Source organism: Shewanella youngdeokensis, assembly GCF_033180165.1.
Classification (GTDB): domain Bacteria; phylum Pseudomonadota; class Gammaproteobacteria; order Enterobacterales; family Shewanellaceae; genus Shewanella; species Shewanella youngdeokensis.
Genome location: NZ_CP136522.1, coordinates 2,244,951 through 2,265,391 on the forward strand (window position 1 = coordinate 2,244,951; position 20,441 = coordinate 2,265,391).

Annotated in this window: 20 protein-coding genes; 11 read left to right on the forward strand and 9 right to left on the reverse strand. The window is 41.2% G+C overall.

Annotation, left to right across the window (positions count from 1 at the left end; genetic code table 11):
* The first annotated feature begins 71 nt into the window (after nt 1–71).
* The 11 genes from ccoN (at nt 72) to ttcA (ending at nt 10,098) form a co-directional block, all read left to right on the forward strand.
* Nucleotides 72–1,508 carry a cytochrome-c oxidase, cbb3-type subunit I gene (gene ccoN, locus RGE70_RS09615; protein ID WP_310471240.1) on the forward strand — a complete coding sequence of 479 codons (1,437 nt, stop codon included), beginning with the start codon at nt 72–74 and terminating at the stop codon, nt 1,506–1,508.
* 12 nt (nt 1,509–1,520) lie between these two features.
* Nucleotides 1,521–2,135, forward strand: a complete 615-nt coding sequence (ccoO, locus tag RGE70_RS09620; RefSeq protein ID WP_310471241.1) for a cytochrome-c oxidase, cbb3-type subunit II — start codon at nt 1,521–1,523, stop codon at nt 2,133–2,135.
* 11 nt (nt 2,136–2,146) lie between these two features.
* Complete coding sequence (locus tag RGE70_RS09625; protein ID WP_310471242.1) at nt 2,147–2,323, forward strand: cbb3-type cytochrome oxidase subunit 3; 177 nt, start codon at nt 2,147–2,149, stop codon at nt 2,321–2,323.
* On the forward strand, nt 2,323–3,279 hold the full coding sequence (gene ccoP / locus RGE70_RS09630; RefSeq protein ID WP_310471243.1) for a cytochrome-c oxidase, cbb3-type subunit III: 957 nt from the start codon (nt 2,323–2,325) through the stop codon (nt 3,277–3,279). Before RGE70_RS09625 ends, ccoP begins: the two co-directional genes overlap by 1 nt.
* A 138-nt stretch (nt 3,280–3,417) precedes the next feature.
* Entirely contained in the window at nt 3,418–3,897 is a 480-nt protein-coding gene (locus RGE70_RS09635) for a FixH family protein (protein WP_310471244.1), read from the forward strand.
* A gap of 53 nt (nt 3,898–3,950) precedes the next feature.
* Nucleotides 3,951–6,350 carry a heavy metal translocating P-type ATPase gene (locus tag RGE70_RS09640; protein WP_310471245.1) on the forward strand — a complete coding sequence of 800 codons (2,400 nt, stop codon included), beginning with the start codon at nt 3,951–3,953 and terminating at the stop codon, nt 6,348–6,350.
* Entirely contained in the window at nt 6,347–6,565 is a 219-nt protein-coding gene (ccoS, locus tag RGE70_RS09645; RefSeq protein WP_310471246.1) for a cbb3-type cytochrome oxidase assembly protein CcoS, read from the forward strand. The genes RGE70_RS09640 and ccoS overlap by 4 nt, the downstream gene beginning before the upstream one ends.
* On the forward strand, nt 6,558–7,250 hold the full coding sequence (locus tag RGE70_RS09650) for a sulfite exporter TauE/SafE family protein (RefSeq protein WP_310471247.1): 693 nt from the start codon (nt 6,558–6,560) through the stop codon (nt 7,248–7,250). The genes ccoS and RGE70_RS09650 overlap by 8 nt, the downstream gene beginning before the upstream one ends.
* A 55-nt stretch (nt 7,251–7,305) precedes the next feature.
* Nucleotides 7,306–8,058 (forward strand): electron transport transcriptional regulator EtrA, encoded by a 753-nt coding sequence (etrA, locus tag RGE70_RS09655; RefSeq protein WP_310471248.1) that lies wholly within the window; start codon nt 7,306–7,308, stop codon nt 8,056–8,058.
* A 95-nt stretch (nt 8,059–8,153) separates the two neighbouring features.
* Nucleotides 8,154–9,083, forward strand: coding sequence for a universal stress protein UspE (gene uspE, locus RGE70_RS09660; RefSeq protein ID WP_310471249.1), 930 nt, complete (start codon nt 8,154–8,156; stop codon nt 9,081–9,083).
* Between the two features lie 79 nt (nt 9,084–9,162).
* The gene (gene ttcA, locus RGE70_RS09665; RefSeq protein WP_310471250.1) at nt 9,163–10,098 is read left to right on the forward strand and encodes a tRNA 2-thiocytidine(32) synthetase TtcA; all 936 of its coding nucleotides are present in this window, start codon (nt 9,163–9,165) and stop codon (nt 10,096–10,098) included.
* 38 nt (nt 10,099–10,136) lie between these two features.
* On the opposite strand, the gene RGE70_RS09670 is transcribed toward ttcA, so the two are convergent.
* The 9 genes from RGE70_RS09670 to lrp form a co-directional block, all read right to left on the reverse strand.
* On the reverse strand, nt 10,137–10,757 hold the full coding sequence (locus RGE70_RS09670) for a DUF2987 domain-containing protein (protein WP_310471251.1): 621 nt from the start codon (nt 10,755–10,757) through the stop codon (nt 10,137–10,139).
* Nucleotides 10,735–11,562, reverse strand: a complete 828-nt coding sequence (locus RGE70_RS09675; RefSeq protein WP_310471252.1) for a glucosaminidase domain-containing protein — start codon at nt 11,560–11,562, stop codon at nt 10,735–10,737. Before RGE70_RS09675 ends, RGE70_RS09670 begins: the two co-directional genes overlap by 23 nt.
* Nucleotides 11,563–11,946: 384 nt before the next feature.
* Nucleotides 11,947–13,140: an amino acid aminotransferase gene (locus tag RGE70_RS09680; RefSeq protein WP_310471253.1), complete on the reverse strand. Its 1,194-nt coding sequence runs from the start codon at nt 13,138–13,140 to the stop codon at nt 11,947–11,949.
* A gap of 252 nt (nt 13,141–13,392) precedes the next feature.
* Nucleotides 13,393–14,679, reverse strand: coding sequence for a serine--tRNA ligase (gene serS / locus RGE70_RS09685; protein WP_310471254.1), 1,287 nt, complete (start codon nt 14,677–14,679; stop codon nt 13,393–13,395).
* A gap of 18 nt (nt 14,680–14,697) precedes the next feature.
* Nucleotides 14,698–15,072, reverse strand: coding sequence for a fluoride efflux transporter CrcB (gene crcB / locus RGE70_RS09690; RefSeq protein WP_310471255.1), 375 nt, complete (start codon nt 15,070–15,072; stop codon nt 14,698–14,700).
* Nucleotides 15,065–16,396 (reverse strand): replication-associated recombination protein A, encoded by a 1,332-nt coding sequence (locus RGE70_RS09695; RefSeq protein WP_310471256.1) that lies wholly within the window; start codon nt 16,394–16,396, stop codon nt 15,065–15,067. Before RGE70_RS09695 ends, crcB begins: the two co-directional genes overlap by 8 nt.
* 9 nt (nt 16,397–16,405) lie before the next feature.
* Nucleotides 16,406–17,032 (reverse strand): outer membrane lipoprotein periplasmic chaperone LolA, encoded by a 627-nt coding sequence (gene lolA / locus RGE70_RS09700; protein WP_310471257.1) that lies wholly within the window; start codon nt 17,030–17,032, stop codon nt 16,406–16,408.
* A gap of 62 nt (nt 17,033–17,094) precedes the next feature.
* Nucleotides 17,095–19,674, reverse strand: a complete 2,580-nt coding sequence (locus RGE70_RS09705) for a DNA translocase FtsK (protein ID WP_310471258.1) — start codon at nt 19,672–19,674, stop codon at nt 17,095–17,097.
* A 194-nt stretch (nt 19,675–19,868) separates the two neighbouring features.
* Entirely contained in the window at nt 19,869–20,372 is a 504-nt protein-coding gene (gene lrp / locus RGE70_RS09710) for a leucine-responsive transcriptional regulator Lrp (RefSeq protein WP_310471259.1), read from the reverse strand.
* Between the last annotated feature and the right edge of the window lie 69 nt (nt 20,373–20,441).

A 20,441-nucleotide genomic window follows, 5' to 3' on the forward strand; every position in this document is an offset into this window, starting at 1 on the left:
ATGTGTCATTTTAGCGGGTAGAGTCTTACTTTACTCAATAATAAGTATAAGTAATAAGCAGTGGAAGCAAAATGATGAACCATTCCCAGCCTCAAGGCGCTGATTACAACTACACTATTGTCCGCCAATTTGCCTTAACAACTGTGTTATGGGGCATTGTTGGAATGTCAGTAGGTGTATTAATCGCAGCTCAGTTAATCTGGCCGCAGCTAAACTTCGAAACTCCATGGTTAACGTATAGTCGTCTACGACCGCTACACACCAATGCCGTGATTTTTGCGTTTGGTACTTCAGCCCTTTTTGCCACATCCTATTATATTGTTCAACGCACCTGTCAAACCCGATTATTTGCACCTAAGTTAGCTGCATTTACGTTTTGGGGATGGCAAGCCATCATTCTATCAGCAGCAATTAGCTTACCAATGGGGTTTACCCAGGGTAAAGAATACGCTGAATTGGAATGGCCAATTGATATCGCTATCACAATTGTGTGGGTTTCCTATGCGGTGGTGTTTTTCGGTACGATTGTAAAAAGAGCGACTTCCCATATTTATGTGGCGAACTGGTTCTTTGGCGCCTTTATTATCACCGTTGCAGTTTTGCATATCGTTAATTCGATGGCAGTGCCGTTGTCTTTGACTAAGTCTTACTCTCTATATAGTGGCGCGGTCGATGCAATGGTTCAGTGGTGGTATGGTCATAACGCCGTTGGCTTTTTGCTGACAGCCGGTTTCTTAGGGATGATGTATTACTTTGTGCCTAAGCAAGCGGGTCGCCCTGTTTATTCTTACCGATTATCGATTGTACATTTTTGGGCTTTAATTGCGTTGTATATTTGGGCTGGTCCTCACCACCTACATTACACTGCGTTGCCTGATTGGACTCAATCTTTGGGTATGGTGATGTCGCTTATCTTGTTTGCACCTTCTTGGGGCGGCATGATTAACGGTATTATGACGTTGTCTGGTGCTTGGCATAAATTACGTACTGACCCTATTCTTCGTTTCCTTGTTGTTTCATTGTCTTTTTATGGTATGTCTACCTTTGAAGGCCCAATGATGGCAATTAAAACGGTTAATGCTTTGTCTCATTACACTGACTGGACGGTTGGGCATGTTCATTCGGGGGCATTAGGTTGGGTTGCCATGGTGTCTATCGGTTCTTTGTATCATTTGATCCCGGTATTGTTTAACCAAGGTCGTATGTACAGTACTAACTTAATAAACGTGCATTTCTGGTTGGCAACAATCGGAACTGTTCTTTATATTGTATCAATGTGGATTTCGGGTGTTATGCAGGGACTAATGTGGCGCGCAGTTAACTCTGACGGTACATTGACCTATAGCTTTGTAGAAAGCTTAGAAGCCTCTTACCCATTCTATTTTGTTCGTTTCTTAGGTGGTGTGTTCTTCTTAACAGGTATGTTTATTATGGCATATAACGTGATCCGCACTGTTAGGGCCCCTGAAGATTCTTTGCCAGCGATTGCTGATGCAAAAGCAGCATAAGGAGTCGATTCGATGAAATTTAATCATGAGATAGTTGAGAAAAACATCGGTCTATTAGGGATCCTTACTGTTATCGCAATCAGCTTTGGTAGCTTGGTTGAGATCACTCCCCTACTTTTCCAAAAAGACACCACTGAGCCGATTGAAGGTCAAATCCCTTACACTGCATTGCAGATTGAAGGTCGGGATATTTATGTGCGTGAAGGTTGTTATAACTGTCATAGCCAGATGATCCGTCCTCTTCGTGCAGAAACAGAACGATACGGACATTACTCGGTTGCGGGTGAGTCAGTATGGGATCATCCATTCCAATGGGGCTCTAAGCGTACCGGGCCTGACTTAGCCCGTGTAGGTGGGCGTTATAGTGACCAGTGGCATGAGGTGCATTTAATCGACCCTCGCGCTGTTGTGCCTCAGTCTAATATGCCTGGATTCCCTTGGTTGGCAGAAAACAAGCTTGACGGCGAGTTGACTGGCGAAAAGATGGATATCCTACGCAAGCTTCATCCTACCCATAATTTGTACACCGATGAAGAGATTGCTGGCGCCAAAGACGCAGTGAAAGATAAGACAGAAATGCAAGCATTAATCGCTTATCTTCAGTCACTTGGCCACGCGCTAAAATAAGGAGGCAAATTATGGATTACGGCACTTTACGAGGAATTATTACCATCGTAGTTATGGTGACCTTTGTCGGTATATTTGCATGGGCATACAGTTCGAGTCGCAAAAAGCAATTCGACGAAGCAGCTAATCTGGTTTTCTCAGATGATGAGTTAAACCCGGTTTCGAAGGATTCAGGAGAGCAAAAGTAATGACAAACTTCTGGAGTATATGGATTATTGTACTCTCGTCTGTGGTTGTTATTGGTTGTATCGTTCTATTACGTGCGTGTTCTAAGAACAACACTGGCGTAGAAGAAGGCGAATCAATGGGCCATAGTTTCGATGGTATTGAAGAACTCAATAACCCACTGCCTAAATGGTGGAGCTATTTGTTTTACATTACGATTGTATTTAGTGTTATCTATCTTGCACTTTACCCAGGGCTAGGCAGCTTTAAAGGCCTGTTAGGCTGGACAAGCTCAAACCAAAGCGTGCGTACTATTGCTGAATCCAAGCAGGCAGTGATTGATGCTGAAAAGCAAGGACGCTGGGTGCAGTACGACCAAGAAGTAAAACAAGCAGACAAGGTATTTGGGCCAGTCTTTAAAGCGTTTGCAGAAACACCGCTTGAAGAGTTAGTTAAGAATGAAGAAGCCCTTAAAGTAGGTGGACGTTTGTTCTTACAAAACTGTGCTATGTGTCATGGTAGTGATGCTCGAGGCAGTAAAGGGTTCCCTAACCTAACTGATGATGCTTGGCTTTATGGCGGTGAACTGGCAACGATTAAGACAACTATTATGAACGGTCGACACGGTATGATGCCACCAAAAGGTGGATTACCAATTGAAGACAGTGAATTGCCGGGTCTTGCTGAATATGTGTTTAAATTATCTGGTCGTGAACATGATCCTGCACTTGCGGCATTAGGTCAGGGTTCATACATGAAGGGCTGTTTTGCTTGTCATGGTATGGACGGTACGGGTAATAAGTTCATGGGCGCACCTAATTTAACAGATAAAGCCTGGCTTTATGGTGGTAGTCGTGGCGCGATACAATTGTCTGTAAAAAATGGTCGTAGTGGTGTAATGCCAGCTTGGAAAGACATTTTAGGTGAAGAAAAAGTACATGTAATTACAGCTTACGTTTATAGCTTGTCTGACAAGTAGTTACCTTAGGTAACTTTAAACGCATTAATATGGCCTCGAGACTAACGAGGCCATTTTTTTAGGTGCTAAATCACATATTTAGCGGTAAAATGGCCGTATTGAATTAGCCTACTCTTATCAAATATACAGGTATTAATCATGTCTGAAGTTCAACCTTGGTATAAACAGTTTTGGCCTTGGTTTCTTATTGTACTGCCTCTATGCGCTGTGGCGGCCAGTATTAACTTGCTATTTATTGCGATTAACAATCAAGATCCACTTGTTTCAGAAGATTATTACAAAGAAGGTAAAGGCATCAATATGGACCTTCGTAAAATCAAATATGCCAAACAATTAGGCATGAACTACCTGCTTGAGTTTAACGACAAATATGTTGAATTATCGCAACAAGGTGGTGATAAATATCAAGCAGCGTTAAGCGTCGGTTTTTTCCACCCTACCATTGCCACTAAAGACTTTAATCAAATTGTTACAGCCGATGCTAATGGGATATATCGAATTGAAATTGACCAGTCTCTTATTGGTTCATGGGAAGTGCGTGTTGAGGGATATGATCAAACTTGGCGTATCCAACAACGCGTTAACTTAGTTAATGGCCAGCAATACTGGTTAAATTAATTAGTTTTGGCCTTATCTAGTGAAGGTTAAGTCCCCTGCATAAATGGAATGCTATGAGTCAATTGAGTTGTTATCACTGTAGTGAACCGGTATTAACTGCTAGTCAGTTTACTACTGTTATTGATGGTAAATCGCAATTGATGTGTTGCCCTGGCTGCCAAGCAGTATCGCAAGCGATTATAGATGCAGGCTTAATCAATTATTATAAGTTTCGAACAGAGCCTGGTAATAAACAAAACGCTTTAGTTCCTGAGCAGTTATCTGCTGTTAGCGCCTATGATTTACCTGAAGTACAACAAGACTTTATTCATCAATCAGGTGAACTCAAAGAGGTTTCTTTAAGTATTGATGGTATTACTTGCGCAGCTTGTGCTTGGTTAATTGAGCACCAAGTAAAAAAGCTTGCGGGCGTAGTGAATGTTCAGGTTAATTCGACCACACAACGGGCGTTAATTAGCTGGCACCCAGACACGTTAAAATTAAGTCAAATTCTTTGTAAAATCAGTGCTATTGGCTACCAAGCTGCGCCTTTTCAAGTTGATGAGCAAGAAGCAAACAGCAAAAAAGAGAGTCGTAAGTTTTTAATCCGTTTAGGTTTAGCTGGCTTTGCCACGATGCAAGTGATGATGTTTGCATTAGCACTTTATTCTGACATTTTTTCTGATCTTGACGCAGCCTACCGACATTATTTCCGCTGGGTGAGTATGTTGTTTGCTGCGCCTGTAGTTTTTTACTCTGCTCAACCATTCTATTTTAGTGCTATCCGCTCAATACTAATGGGCCGATTGAATATGGATGTCTCTGTTAGTATAGCAATTTGTGGTGCTTATATTGCCAGCTGTATTGAAACCATAAATGGCACTGGAGAAGTCTATTTTGAGTCGGTTTCAATGTTTACCTTCTTTTTGCTAATTGGGCGCTACTTTGAACAAAATGCACGACAAAAAGCCTCGGTAAGTTCAAGCAACTTACATAAACTAATCCCACTAACCGCATGGTTGAAAACGCATAATAGAGTTGAGGAAGTTGCAGCTAAAAAACTGGTAATTGGTAATGAGATTTTAGTTAAGCCAGGCGATGTTATTGCTGCTGATGGCATACTCATTGAAGGTGCCTCGTCGGTTAATGAAGCGATGTTAACCGGCGAACAAATGCCAATTAACAAAACTATGGGTGCAGCTGTTTTTGCCGGCACTATCAATATCGAACAACCTATTACGGTAAAAGTCACCGCCATAGGCCAAGACCAACTCGTTGCTGAAATTATACGTTTACAAGAGATTGCCTCCAATAACAAACCCAAAATTGCCCTTTATGCTGATAGATTCTCAAACTATTTTACGGCCTTAATTTTATGTATTGCCGTTGTGACCTATCTGTTCTGGTCTGCGTACTCTCCAGACGATGCTTTTTGGATCACGTTATCTGTGTTAGTTGCTACCTGCCCTTGTGCATTAGCGCTAGCGACCCCAACAGCTGTGACGTGTGGCACTGCCATACTGACAAAGCTTGGCATTATTACTCGCAAAACTGGTGTGTTTGAAAAGTTGCCAATGCTGAACCATGTTGTATTTGATAAAACAGGTACTTTAACCTTAGGCACCTTATCCGTGACAGATGTTGAATTGCTACATGAAGGTGATGAAAACTATATTAGTAAACAGAACGCTTTACAGTACGCAGCAGCATTAGAGGCAGGGTCGTTACACCCCATTGCGAATGCCTTTAAGCAGTATCACTCCCCCGCGATTACCGTTACCCAGCGCCATAGTATTGTGGGCAATGGCTTACAAGGGATGATCTGCGGTAAGCAAATTGCCATTGGTAGTCAAGCGTTTGTAAATGGTACGGCGGCAGAAGAAACCGCGCTAACAGTATGGCTGAGTATTAATGGCCATGTTTGCGCTAAATTTAGCTTGGTCGATCAAATACGGCCAGACACTGAAGCTGCCGTCATGGCACTAACACAACTTGGTTGTAAAATAACTATCGCCAGTGGTGACAGCTCTAATGAAGTCGCAAATTTAGCCACACGACTGAACATTAGTGACTGGCACAACGGCTTGTCTCCGGCGGCAAAACTAGATTTAGTTCAACAAAGACAACAGCATTCTCATGTCGCGATGTTTGGAGACGGAATTAATGATGCACCAGTGCTTGCTGGAGCCAATTTGTCGGTTGCAATGGGCAGCGGTGCAGCCATTAGTAAAAATAGCGCAGATATAATTTTGTTAGGTGACAATTTGTCGCGCTTTGCTGATGCTGTAAAAGTGGCTAAGACTACCAAAAGGATCATAAAACAAAATTTATTTTGGGCTATTGGTTACAATCTTTTGATTATTCCTTTGGCTGTATCGGGTCACCTGGTTCCATACATTGCAGCAATAGGCATGTCAGCAAGCTCTCTTATCGTTGTAACTAACAGTTTGAGACTACTTAAGGTACGTATATGAGTATTATTTATGTGTTAATCCCTATCGCTATCATATTTGTCATGATCGCTGTGTGTATTTTTACTTGGGCGGTACAAACTGACCAATTTGATGATCTTGATAAACACAGTATTTCTATACTGTTTGACGACGATAAACAGACAGAACGACCACAAGTATCGCAGCAGTCAACTACAGAGAGTTACATAGGTAACAAAAAAGATAAAAATGAATAATTACAGCTTACTGGGTGCTTTTATTGTTGGCATAATGGGCGCAGGTCACTGTATTAGTATGTGTGGTGGTTTGGTTGGTGCATTATCGGCCAACTTACCACAAACAATGGCTAACAACCGTTTAGTAGAGCAACTAGGTTACCTTTTTAGTTATAACAGCGGCCGAATGATTAGCTACACTTGCGCAGGAGCTCTTGTTGGAGCCAGCACTCAAGCGCTGGGGTGGTTATTTAATATTGATCAATACTTGTTGCTGTTGCGGTTATTAGCTGCTTTGATGATGATTTTAACCGGATTATATATCGCGCAGGTATGGTCTGGAGTGATCCAATTAGAGCGAGTCGGCAAATGGCTGTGGTCAATCATCGCCCCTGTTGCAAATAAATTTGTTCCCATAAAAAATAAGCTACATGCATTTGTTGCTGGTGCATTATGGGGTTGGCTACCTTGTGGGTTGGTTTACAGCATGCTTACATGGGCGGTAGCAGCCGGTAACCCGATAGACGGGGCACTCATTATGGCTGCATTTGGTTTAGGCACTCTGCCCGCGTTACTTAGCGCTGGCATTGCTGCAAGTACATTTAGCCATTGGGTTCAAAAATCAGTGGTAAGAAAAATCAGTGGGATGGTATTAATCGGATTCGGTTTTCATACCCTATATATTGCTATTGGCCAGCTAAACTAGCTCAGCTTATTAAATTAGTTTACCATAGCTTGTGAATACTCAAATGAGATAGAGAATGAGCATAGATAACAACAAAAACCGTCGTCAAATGGCAACAGGCTGTGCGATTCATTGTCATGACTGTAGTATGGGGACTCTTTGCATTCCTTTTACCCTTAGCACTACAGAATTAGACCAACTAGACGAAATTATTGAGCGTAAAAAACCTATTCAAAAAGGCGAAGCAATTTTTAAATCAGGTGATCCTCTTAAATCACTGTTTGCTATTCGCTCTGGTACGATTAAAAGTTACACCATTACAGAACAAGGTGATGAACAAATCACCGGTTTTCACCTTGCTGGTGATGTGATTGGATTTGACGGTATTCATTCTCAATTTCACCAAAGTTTTGCACAAGCACTTGAAACATCAATGGTATGCGAAATTCCCTACCTTACTTTAGACGACCTTACTGGCCAAATGCCTAAACTCAGACAGCAACTTATGCGGCTGATGAGTAATGAGATCCAAAGCGACCAAGAGATGATTTTACTGCTAAGCAAGAAAAACGCTGAAGAAAGACTGGCCGCATTTATTAGCAATTTAGCTAAACGTTTCGGTAGCCGTGGTTTTTCACCAAGGGAGTTTCGTTTAACTATGACCCGTGGTGATATTGGCAACTACTTAGGGTTAACTGTTGAGACCATTAGCCGTTTATTAGGTCGTTTTCAAAAAGCTAATTTAATTGAAGTTAAAGGTAAATATATTACTATTTTAGATATTGATACGTTAAGTGATCTATCTGGGAACACAAATATAGCTCGCTGACATTGTTCATCCTGTTGATTTAATTGATCTATAACAATACTTGAAAAACAACATGGTGCAATATAGTAATACACAAACAATTAAGGATTATAGTTATGATGGATTATAAAAAACTTCTTGTCGTGGTTGACCCAACCACAGATAAGCAAGTGGCATTAGCAAGAGCGGTTAAACTTGCAAAACAAAATAATGCTAGTATTACTGTTTTTCTATCTATTTATGACTTCTCTTATGAAATGACCTCTATATTGTCTGGTCATGAGCGCGAAGCAATGCGTGAAGGTGTTATTGCTCAGCGTAAAGCTTGGTTGACTGACGTGGTTAAACCTTTTGAAGTTGACATTACTATAGAAACCGAAGTCGTGTGGCATAACCGACCTTTTGAAAGCATCATTAATCAAGCTATCGAAGGCAAATATGATGTTATCGTTAAAGGAACTCACGAGCACGATAAGCTCAAATCTGTTATTTTTACTCCTACAGATTGGCATTTATTAAGAAAAGCACCGGTTCCTGTGTTGTTAGTTAAAGATCATGATTGGCCTGTGGCTGGGAAAATCCTTTGTGCAATCAATGTCAGTACTGAAGATCCGGTCAACAATTCGTTAAATGAACAAATAATAAAACATGCGCGCAACCTTGCTAAAGAGTTTAATGCACAAGTTCATTTAGTAAATGGTTACCCTGGAACCCCGGTCAACTTGGCCGTAGAGTTGCCTGATTTTGATTCACAAACCTACAGCGAAACAATCCGTATTCAGCATCACCAGCGTACCAAAGAGTTGGCCGCACTTTACAATATTCCTAATGATTGTTGCCACGTTAAAGAAGGTTTACCTGAAGATGTCATTCCTGATGTTGCAGAAAAACTTGATGCTGAATTAGTCATTTTAGGTACTGTTGGTAGAACTGGTTTTTCAGCCGCATTGATCGGCAATACAGCAGAACATGTGATTGATAGCATCAATTGTGATTTACTGGCTGTTAAACCCGAAGGTTATAAATCGCCACTTGAATCGCTATAACGCTGATTGGGCTTTACCCCAAGCGGTTTAGCTGGAATAATACGCGCCCTGAACATTTGTGTACTAGGCGCGTTTTTTTATGTCCCAAGAATTAACACCAGAACAAATCTCTCGCAGCAATAAACTACAGAAGCGATTACGCTCTGAAGTCGGTAAAGCGATAAGTGACTACAACATGATTGAAGAAGGCGATCGTGTTATGTGTTGCTTGTCAGGTGGTAAAGACAGCTATGCCATGCTAGATATTCTGGTAAACCTTCAACAAAGAGCCCCAATTTCGTTTGAAATTGTTGCTGTTAACCTAGATCAAAAGCAGCCTGGGTTTCCTGAACATATTCTGCCAGCATATCTAGATACTTTAGGTGTGGCTTACCATATTCTTGAAAAAGACACCTATTCTATCGTTAAAGATAAAATACCCGAAGGCAAAACGACCTGTTCATTATGCTCTCGTTTACGCCGTGGTACGCTTTATGGGTTTGCTCAAAAGATTGGTGCGACTAAAATAGCTCTTGGACACCATCGTGATGACATCATTGAAACAATGTTTTTAAACATGTTTTTTGCTGGAAAACTCAAAGCGATGCCTCCAAAACTGTTATCTGATGATGGCGCCAATATGGTGATCCGTCCATTAGCTTACAGCCGCGAAAAAGATATTGCAGAATATGCTGAGCTAAAACAGTTTCCAATTATCCCGTGTAACCTGTGTGGCTCTCAAGAAAACCTAAAACGTGCTGCGGTTAAAGATATGCTAGTTCAATGGGATAAAGACTTCCCTGGTCGCATAGAATCTATATTTACCGCAATGCAAAACACAGCGCCTTCACAAGGGGTTGATAGAGAACAGTTCGACTTCCTGTCGTTAGAACGCAACCCCGATGCACCATTAAAAGGAGATGTAGCAGAATCAGATCTACCTGCATTCGATTTTGTCGACATCGCTAACAATGGCCATATCAATTTGGATAAAGCTGCGCGTATTGACGTTGTTAGTACCTACAGTCCTAAGTAAAAATTCACAAAAAAGCCCTCCACAGAGGGCTTTACATTTTACTTCACAATCCAAGGACTAATCACTTTAGGCGGCTGACTAAATTCAATTGAGCTCAATTGCTCAATTTGTTTCCGCTCTAAATGGTAACTGTTGGTGACGGGTATTTGGTTAGCATCTAGTGTGATAACCGCTTCACCGTTGAAGGTAAAAGTGAGCCCTGAAATATCATCGCTAAAATATCGCATTGGAAACCCCTGCATCATACTTAACAGTGCATTCATTTCCGCTTGGATCTGATTAAGCTCAGTTTGTTGATATTTTCTTTTTGTTGTTTTAGCTCTAACCTGCATCTCTATCGAGCAGGTTGTTGCATCACCCGCAACGTTTAAATTTATTTGTGCTCTATCTGATTTAAGCTTTGCTTCATAAGGCAAAAACACTCGTTGATCGTCGGTAATTGTTAATGGGTATGACTCTTTTTCAGTACTGATTGTACCGTCGATAACATTACAACTATCTGACTTAGCAACAGAAAATGCAACTTCAACTAGCTGGTAATTACCGCTATTGACTTGCTTGAGGCGTTGATAAAAACCTTGATACTCAAGTGAAAACGGCTCTGCATTAACTGTGGAACAACTGAACAATAAGAGGCTAAACAGCTGGATTGGTTTCATTTTTGTCCACTAAATAAGGTTGATTTTGACGTAACATTTCAAGTAACTCATCAATGTAAGCTTCCTGTCTTTCTGAATAATTGACAAGACCATAAACTAAACGAGCGGCACTGGGCTCTTGCCCTTCAGCGCGCATATCAGCCCTAATTGAGCGAAATAAAGAGTACGCCGCATTTGAGTTTAAATTACGCATATATGAAGCCACTGAGTCTTCTACAGTGTTAAACACTGCAACTTCATGAGATAAGCCATCACTGCGAGATTGTGGGACTAAGCCACAACCTTTTTGAAAACACCACTGACCAAAAAAGTTAAGGCCTTCACGTGCAAAGCGAGAACTGCCCCAACCCGTCTCATTTGCAGCTTGGATTAACACCATATGTTCCGGGATCAAATCCACACGGTTCAAGAGTTTGTTAATCGTTTCAACATCTATACGTCTAGTACTATATTGATATTTGTCAGCAATTTGTTGTAAACGGAATTCATCCGCATGAGTCAGTGAAATGGCTTTTTCAAGGTGTAATTTTAAGCTAATTAAAAACTGTCGTTCACCGGCAATAATTGCATTTTGATGTTTTACTGCGGGCTTTAAAAACGTAAAAAAAGCGAGTTTTTTTTGTTTAACGTCCTTTATGTCATTAAATTGAGGAACTTTACTTTCGCGTTCATTATTTTTGATTAACTTACCCAACAAGCTCACAGGGTTGTCTTGGGAAGGAATGATCATTATTTTGGCAGCAAAAAAACCGCTAATAGCAACACCAATCGCGAGTGTTAACAAGCCAACTTTACCTGTTTTCACTGTATTTCCCCATCATATTCAAAGTTATCCTAAATATAGCTTTGCTAGCTTTTTATGCATTATAAGCTAGCTTGTTTAAGTTTACATCGACAAAAGTTGGTTAATATACTTATTTCGAATATTTGGCTAATCATTGAAAAACCTGATTGGTGCCATCAAATTCTGGGAGTAAAAGTCATTGATAAAGTGTTGAGTCATGTAGAGGTTATTTATAGCGAAGGAATGGTTCATTATCATCCCTTAAGAAGCGCACATCACAGGGGACTGCATGACCAACAAGCGTTAGCCAACGCCCTTGCTAAAATGGTTCCTCAAAAATTATATGTCGCATAGCAAAAAGGACCTGATAGGTCCTTTCTGTTTAAACGCTGCTAATTTCGAAAATTAGAGAACGGTAGCAATTGCTTTACAAATAACTGGCATATTTGTTTTTGTCATACCAGCAACACTAATACGACCAGACCCGACAATGTATACACCGAACTCCTCTTTAAGACGGCTCACTTGCGCTTTGTCCAACCCAGAAAAACTAAACATACCATTTTGATGAGAGATAAAGTCAAAATCACGGGTTACACCGTTGTCTTTTAAAGAGCGAACAAATAAAGAACGCATTTCTGCAATCCGTTCACGCATCTGTGTTAGTTCAGCTTCCCACATTGATTTTAAGGCTTCATCTTCCAAAATAGTGCTAACAATTAGCGCACCGTGGGCAGGAGGATTAGAATACGAAGCTCTAATCGTACTTTTAATTTGGCTAAAAGCGTTAACGGCTTCAACGTCGTTGGCGGCAACTACAGTAACGGCACCAATACGTTCATTATACAAACCAAAGTTTTTGGAAAACGAATTAGCAATAATTAACTCTGGTACTGTGTCGGCAACAATACGTAACCCTTCAGCATCTGCTTCCACACCCGCACCAAAACCTTGATACGCAAAATCGAATAACGGCACCAATGACTTACTAACACAAAGCTGTGCGACCTGTAGCCATTGTGCTTCATTTAAGTCAATGCCAGTAGGATTATGGCAGCAACCATGAAGCAAGACGAGATCACCTTCTTTGGCAGCGTTTAAATCAGCTAGCATGGCGTCAAAATCTAAGCTGTGTGTTTCAGCTTTATAATAGGCATAAGATTGAACCTTTAGCCCTGCACTTTGGAAAATATTTTGATGATTTGCCCAGGTAGGGTTACTCACCCAAATAGTATCAGCCTGTGTATGTCGAACTAAAAATTCAGCTGCGACACGTAATGAACCTGTACCACCTGGCGCTTGTGCGGTTAGCGCACGAGATTGGTTAACAACAGTATGGTCTGAGCCAAATAATAACGTTTGCACTGCACGGTTATATGCCTGTACACCTTCCATACCCAGATAACTTTTGCTTTTTTCACTTGTTAGCAATTTTTCTTCAGCCAATTTAACAGCCTTCAGAATAGGCGTTTTTCCTGATTCATCTTTATAGATCCCGACACCTAAATTCACTTTATCTTGGCGTGGATCGGCTTTAAAAGCATCGGTAAGACCTAAAATTGGATCGGCTGGGGCAAGTTCAACCTTGGAAAATATCATGACTGCTTCCTAAAATAGAGATATGTAGGGGGTTCGTGTGTATTTATACCATTGATATTACAACCTCGAAAGGTTGTTTTAATCACTAAAAATAATATTGCTCAATATTATAAATATTTCACATTTTTAGGTGCTTAAATATACATTTTCAATAATTTAAGCTTAAACAAGTTGTACGTAAACTTAATCTGTACATGCTATTACACATAAAAAAGCCTCTAACGAGTAGAGGCTTTAATCATTAAGTCGCTTTTAACCGATTTTTTCTAAACCGCCCATGTAGCCACGTAATACTTCTGGAACGGTAATAGAGCCATCTTCATTTTGATAATTCTCTAATACCGCAACTAATGTGCGACCAACAGCTAGACCTGAACCATTCAATGTATGTAACAGGCTCGGTTTTTTCGCAGATTTAGCTTTGTATCGAGCTTGCATACGACGAGACTGAAAATCTTGCATGTTACTACATGAAGAGATCTCTCTGAAGGTGTTTTGAGCTGGTAACCACACTTCAATGTCAAATGTTTTACTCGCACCGAAGCCCATATCACCAGTACACAATACAACTGTACGGTAAGGCAGTTCTAGTTTTTGTAAAACCTTTTCCGCATGCCCTGTTAAAGTTTCAAGTGCCTGCATTGAGTCTTCTGGTTTTACAAGTTGAACTAATTCAACTTTATCAAACTGATGCTGACGGATTAAACCACGTGTATCTCGGCCATATGAACCTGCTTCACTTCTAAAACATGGGGTGTGAGCAGTCAACATTATAGGTAAATCAGCTTCGTCAATAATGGTGTCACGCGCGATGTTAGTTAATGGCACTTCAGCTGTCGGAATAAGGCTTAACCCTTGTCCTTCTTCTGTAGCAGGCTTGGTGTGAAATAGGTCTTCACCAAACTTAGGTAACTGCCCTGTGCCAAGTAAGCTGTCTTCATTAACCAGTAATGGCACGTAAGTTTCTGTATAGCCATGCTCAGTAGTATGAAGGTCTAGCATGAACTGTGCTAATGCACGATGCATACGCGCGATTTGCCCCTTCATGATAATAAAACGCGAACCCGTTAGTTTAACAGCATTTTTAAAATCTAGACCGCCAATGGTTTCGCCCAGCTCAACATGATCTTTAACATCAAAGTTAAATTCTTTTGGTGTACCCCAGCGACGTACTTCGACATTCTCGGATTCATCAGCGCCAATAGGAGCAGATTCGTCAGGCAAGTTAGGTACACTCATTGCGATAGCATTTAGCTCTTCTAGCAACGCCGCTAGCTCAAGCTTTTTAGCATCAAGTTCAGCACCTAAAGTACCAACCTTTGCCATAATAGGCGCAACATCTTCACCTTTAGCTTTAGCTTGGCCAATAGACTTAGAAATAGCATTACGACTGGCTTGAAGCTCTTCAGTACTGACCTGCAGCGATTTACGTTTTTCTTCTAATTTGCCTAAACGCTCAACGTCTAAAATAAAGCCACGAGTAGCTAATCGTTCAGCAGTTACTTCTAATTCATTACGCAAAAATTTTGGATCTAACATGTCTAATTGTCTTAATAGTTAATAACGAGAAAACACCAATTGCTGTCCCAAATAGACGACGAAAATACAAACGCCTACATTGACAACAACATTCAAAGTTGCTTTTACCAATGCCCCTTGTTGAATGAGCAACAAGGACTCAATGGAAAAAGTAGAAAACGTGGTGAGGGCACCTAACAGCCCAACACCTAAAAATGCTTTTACTTCTGGGGCCAGCTCACTGACTTGGCCGAAGGCATACAACATACCCATTAAAAATGACCCCAGCATATTAACCAACAGTGTACCAAAAGGAAATCCACTACCAAACACTTGAAGCATCAATATTGAAATTAGATAGCGAAAAACAGCGCCAAAAGAACCGCCAAGTGCGACCAAAAGCAAATTAGTCATATCTTTTGACCTTACTGTGCAAATTTAGCACTGCCAGGTTTGCTAATTTGTCTTTAATTCTTTTTTCAAAACCACGCTCGGTTGGAAAGTAGAAACGACTATCTGCGATTGATTTTGGTAAATATACTTCGCCTTCGGCATAAGCATTGGGTTCATCATGAGCATAACGATACCCTTCCCCATAGCCAATGTCTTGCATCAATTTTGTGGGTGCATTACGTAGATGTTCAGGAACACTTTCATGGCCCGTTTCTCTGGCTAATTGCCGCGCCGCTTTAAAGGCGGTATACACAGCATTACTTTTAGGTGCGCTGGCTAAATACAATACAGCTTGTGCAATCGCGCGTTCACCTTCTGCAGGACCTACTCGATGAAAACATTCCCATGCATTAACCGCAACTGACATCGCTTGTGGGTCGGCATTTCCAATGTCTTCTGAGGCAATAGCCAGTAGCCTTCGGCCGATATAAAGCGGATCGCAGCCGCCTTCTAACATACGGCAATACCAGTACAACGCAGCATCTGGATCAGAGCCTCTAATGGATTTATGCACTGCAGAGATCAAGTCATAATATTGATCGCCGTTTTTATCAAACCCCGCAAGTTGCTGGCCCGCAACCTGAATAATCAGCTCTTCAGTAAATGCTTCGCCGTCTTTAAGCATATCACTCATCAACTCGATAAGATTTAGCGCTTTACGAGCATCGCCGTCAGATACTTGCGCGAGCTTTAGTGCAACGTCGGGAGTTAATATCAATTTCCGTTTACCAAGCCCTCTATCTTCATCTGTTAAGGCTTGTTTGGCGATTTGACAAATCTCATCATTGGACAGTTGTTTAATCAGGTATACACGTGCGCGAGATAACAGTGCGTTGTTGATTTCAAATGATGGGTTTTCAGTGGTCGCGCCAATAAAAATTACTGTGCCATCTTCGATAAACGGTAAAAAGGCGTCTTGTTGGCTTTTGTTAAAGCGATGCACTTCATCAACAAACAATAACGTTCGTTGACCTCGTGCTTGAGCCACATTTTTTGCATGCTCAATAGCCGTTCTTATCTCTTTTACACCCGAAGTGACGGCAGAAATACGCTCGACATGGGCGTTAGCATAACTGGCCACAAGTTCTGCCAATGTCGTTTTGCCAGTTCCAGGCGGGCCCCAGAACATCATTGAATGTGCTCGCCCTGCCTCAAGCGCTTGTCTTAACGGCTGCCCTGGCCCCAACAGATGTTGTTGACCAACATACTGTTCAACGCTTTCGGGGCGCATTCTGGCTGCTAAAGGTCGAAAATCGGGGGCGAAATCAAAACTAAAACTACTCAAATTAGACTCTTAATTACTCGATTTTAATCGTTGATCATCAATATCAACATCAGCTGGGATCACAAACTTAAATAGATCGGCCTCTTTAGCTGCAATGCCGGTTTGGCCTGACAAAACAAAGTTACTGGTATTACCTTGTTGGTCTTTCAGTACCATCTGATTTAACTTCAAATCATTAAAACAAACTTTAACTTCAGATACACCCGCTTCTTTATCAATTGGCTCAATTTCAAAGCATTGCCCTACTTGACTGACTTGATACTGAGACCATGTTTGCTCATCAGCATGAACTAGCAAAGCGATAGGTGAAGCGCTAATTGCCTGGTCAAGATCCATCACTGACACTTCTTCAGCAAATGGATTATAAATCCAAACATCAGTGCCATCTGCAACAATCAATGACTCATCTGGTGCGGTTAAATGCCAATAAAAACGGTTAGGTTGCGCTAATGCAAAAATCCCTTCACCAGTCTGAATCACTTTGTCATTAATGTCAGTGACAGTTTGGCTAAAATTAGCTTTCAAATTGTCAATTGCAACAAGCTTCATTTTTAGTGACGCCGCAGCGTCTGCATTGGCCATAAAAGGAGTTAATATTGGTAATGCAGCTATCGCCATCGCGATAAATTTGTTCATGTTTATGCCTCAAAATTAGAGTTAAAACCGACACCTGTCATGTGTCGGTTGAATGGCACGGATCAGACGAAATCTTTAGGTGGCGGTGGTGCCAACACGTCACGATTACCATTATGTCCCTGGGAACTGACCACGCCTTGAAGTTCCATATGTTCAATAATTCGCGCAGCACGGTTATAACCGATCTTAAATTTACGTTGAACGCTGGAGATTGAACCTCGACGCGTTTGAGTCACAAACGCCACGGCTTCGTCATATAACGTATCAACATCTTCTTCTGTATCACTGGTCTCACCCGGGAGTAATACCTGCTCACCTTCTGCTGAACCTTGTAAAATATCTGGAATATATTGAGGCTTACCTCGAGCATGCCAATCGCCAACCACTTTATGTACTTCATGATCATCAATAAAAGCACCGTGTACACGACTTGGTACACTATGGCCAGGTGGCAGATACAACATATCGCCCATCCCAAGTAAGGTTTCTGCTCCTTGCTGATCCAAAATGGTTCTCGAATCAATACGAGATGACACTTGGAACGCCATACGGGTCGGAATATTAGCTTTAATCAAACCTGTAATAACATCTACTGAAGGTCTCTGTGTTGCTAAAATTAAGTGAATACCGGCTGCCCGAGCTTTTTGAGCAATACGGGCAATGAGCTCTTCCACTTTTTTACCAACAATCATAATCATGTCTGCAAATTCGTCGACGATAACCACAATAGACGGTAATTTTTCAAGCTCTGGAGCTTCTGTATCCATACTGTCAGAAGCTTTCCAAAGTGGGTCAACTATCGGTTCACCGGCTTCTTGCGCCTGCTTAATTTTAGCATTGTAACCTTTAAGGTTTCGAACCCCTAAGGCCGACAGTAATTTGTAACGACGCTCCATTTCACCTACACACCAGCGGAGTGAATTAGCGGCTTCTTTCATGTCGGTGACGACTTCACATAAAAGATGCGGGATCCCTTCATAGACAGAAAGCTCCAACATTTTCGGGTCGATCATAATAAAGCGTACGTCGTCTGGGCCTGATTTATACAGCAAACTGGTGATCATGACGTTTACACCAACCGACTTACCCGAGCCTGTTGTACCTGCAACCAAAAGGTGCGGCATTTTACCTAAATCAACAATGACAGGTTTACCACCGATATCAGAACCGAGCACCATACTTAAATGAGATGGGTTATCTCTGAACTCTTCACAATCGAGAACATCGCGCATGAATACAGTTTCACGGAATTTATTAGGTAACTCCAACCCGACATAGGGTTTGCCTGGAATCACTTCAACCACTCGAACACTTTCAGCTAATAGTGAACGGGCTAGATCTTTTGATAAGTTGGTGATCTTTGATGCCTTAATGCCTGGGGCTAGTTCAAGCTCAAAACGAGTAATAACAGGGCCAGGATAGACACCAACAACGCTAGCAACAATATTAAAATCAGCCAGCTTTACCTCAACTAACTTGCCAACTTGATCTAACTCTTCTTGGCTAATAGGGTTACTTTGGCGGTTTGGTATGTCTAACAAAGAGATACTAGGTAGAGGCGACAAAGGCGCTACAGGAGCCATTGCAGCTTCAGGATCTTGCCCAGGCATGATGACGATACCATCGACGATCCTTGCTTTATCATGTTTAACCGCTTTGGTCGGTTTATCAACGCCAGTTGTCTGTGCTTCATTTGAATCTAAAGAGTCTTCAGTTGCTGCAGTGAACATAGGCTCAAGCTCTGATGTTTGCTCTGAAGCAGAATCATCAGCTAACACCGACTGCGCTTGGATTACAGGTTCATGGTTATTGGACTGTTCTGCTACAGCATTGATTTGAGGCTCAATACGGCATGACTTAGCCTTAGGGACCAGTGGATTTATATCTTCGTCGAAACGAGTGGTTGAGGCTGGATCATTAACCGTTTCAGGTTCATCAATTGCGGGGGCTTCGTGTTGTTTATTTCGCTTTTCACGGAAATTCTCAACAACAGACAAAAAACCACGTGTATCTTCAGTTTCTTCTTTATTTGATGCTAACTTTGCAGGTAATTGCTGTAAAAATTTAATGCACCATATCACTGAGAAACCAGTTAAATCGATAATCGTTAACCAGCTAATCCCGGTTAAAAGAGTAAAACCAGCACAAACAAAACACAGAAGTAATAGTGTAGTGCCCAATTGATTAAAGTATGGCAACATGGCTTGCCCGATAACATCACCAGCTACGCCACCGGCAGAAAACTCATATAAACCATTAGCATTCATGCTCGCCAGTGCAGCAAGACTAAACACAATCAGTAAGAAACCAATCAGCCTTAAGCCCACCGAAAAATAATCAACTTCAAGTAACTTATGAATGCGTCGAAACAGCAACCAACCCGTTAGCGCAATAATCACTGGCACGATATAAGCTGTGTAGCCAAAAACATACAACAATACGTCAGCTAACCACGCGCCAACGGCACCTGTAAGATTGTTAATCTCACCATCAAAATGAGATTGACTCCAACCTGGATCAGATGCACTAAAACTACTGAGTGCAATAAGGACATATGTGGCAATCATGCAACATAAAATGAGGCTGACTTCTAATAAACGCTGTACGCCAGAAAGAGTGTTGACACTATTTGCTTTGGACAATCGGCAAACCTTCAATAAAAAAGACGAGAATGTCAGTAAGATACCAGATTTTAGTTCATTTTGCAGCGTTTGAGTTGCGTGCAACAAACTGAATACATATGCATCACTTTACTTTGTATCAATTTGTATCATTTGGCGGGGTTTATAAAGAAAGGAGCCTAGTGACCCCTTTCTTGCTTACAAAAGAAACAGTATTACATTTCAAGCATCGTGTTTACCGCAACACGATTCGTCTGTTTAACCTCTTCCATCACAACATAGGTACGTGTGTCAGAAACAGAAGGCAGTTTAAGTAAGGTTTCCCCTAATAAACGACGATAAGCAGACATGTCTGAAACTCTTGTTTTTAATAAGTAATCAAAATCTCCTGACACTAAGTGACATTCTTGAATATCATCAAGTAGTTGCACAGCTTGATTAAACTTATCAAATACTTCGGCAGTATCTCTATTTAGCGTTATCTCAACAAATACTAGTAAAGAAGCCCCCAAGTAATGAGGATTAACTAGTGCGGTATACCCTTTAATATACCCTTGTTTTTCAAGCCTTTTCACCCTTTCTAGACAAGGGGTTGGACTTAATCCTACGCGCTTAGATAATTCGACATTAGAAATTCGTCCGTCAATTTGTAACTCGTTAAGGATATTTCTATCTATACGATCTAAGTCTTTTATAGGACTCTTTTTATTATTAACCATATTTACAACCTTGATTTACCGTTCTAACAAAACAAAACACTTTGTTTTGATTAACTTTAGCAGCATATA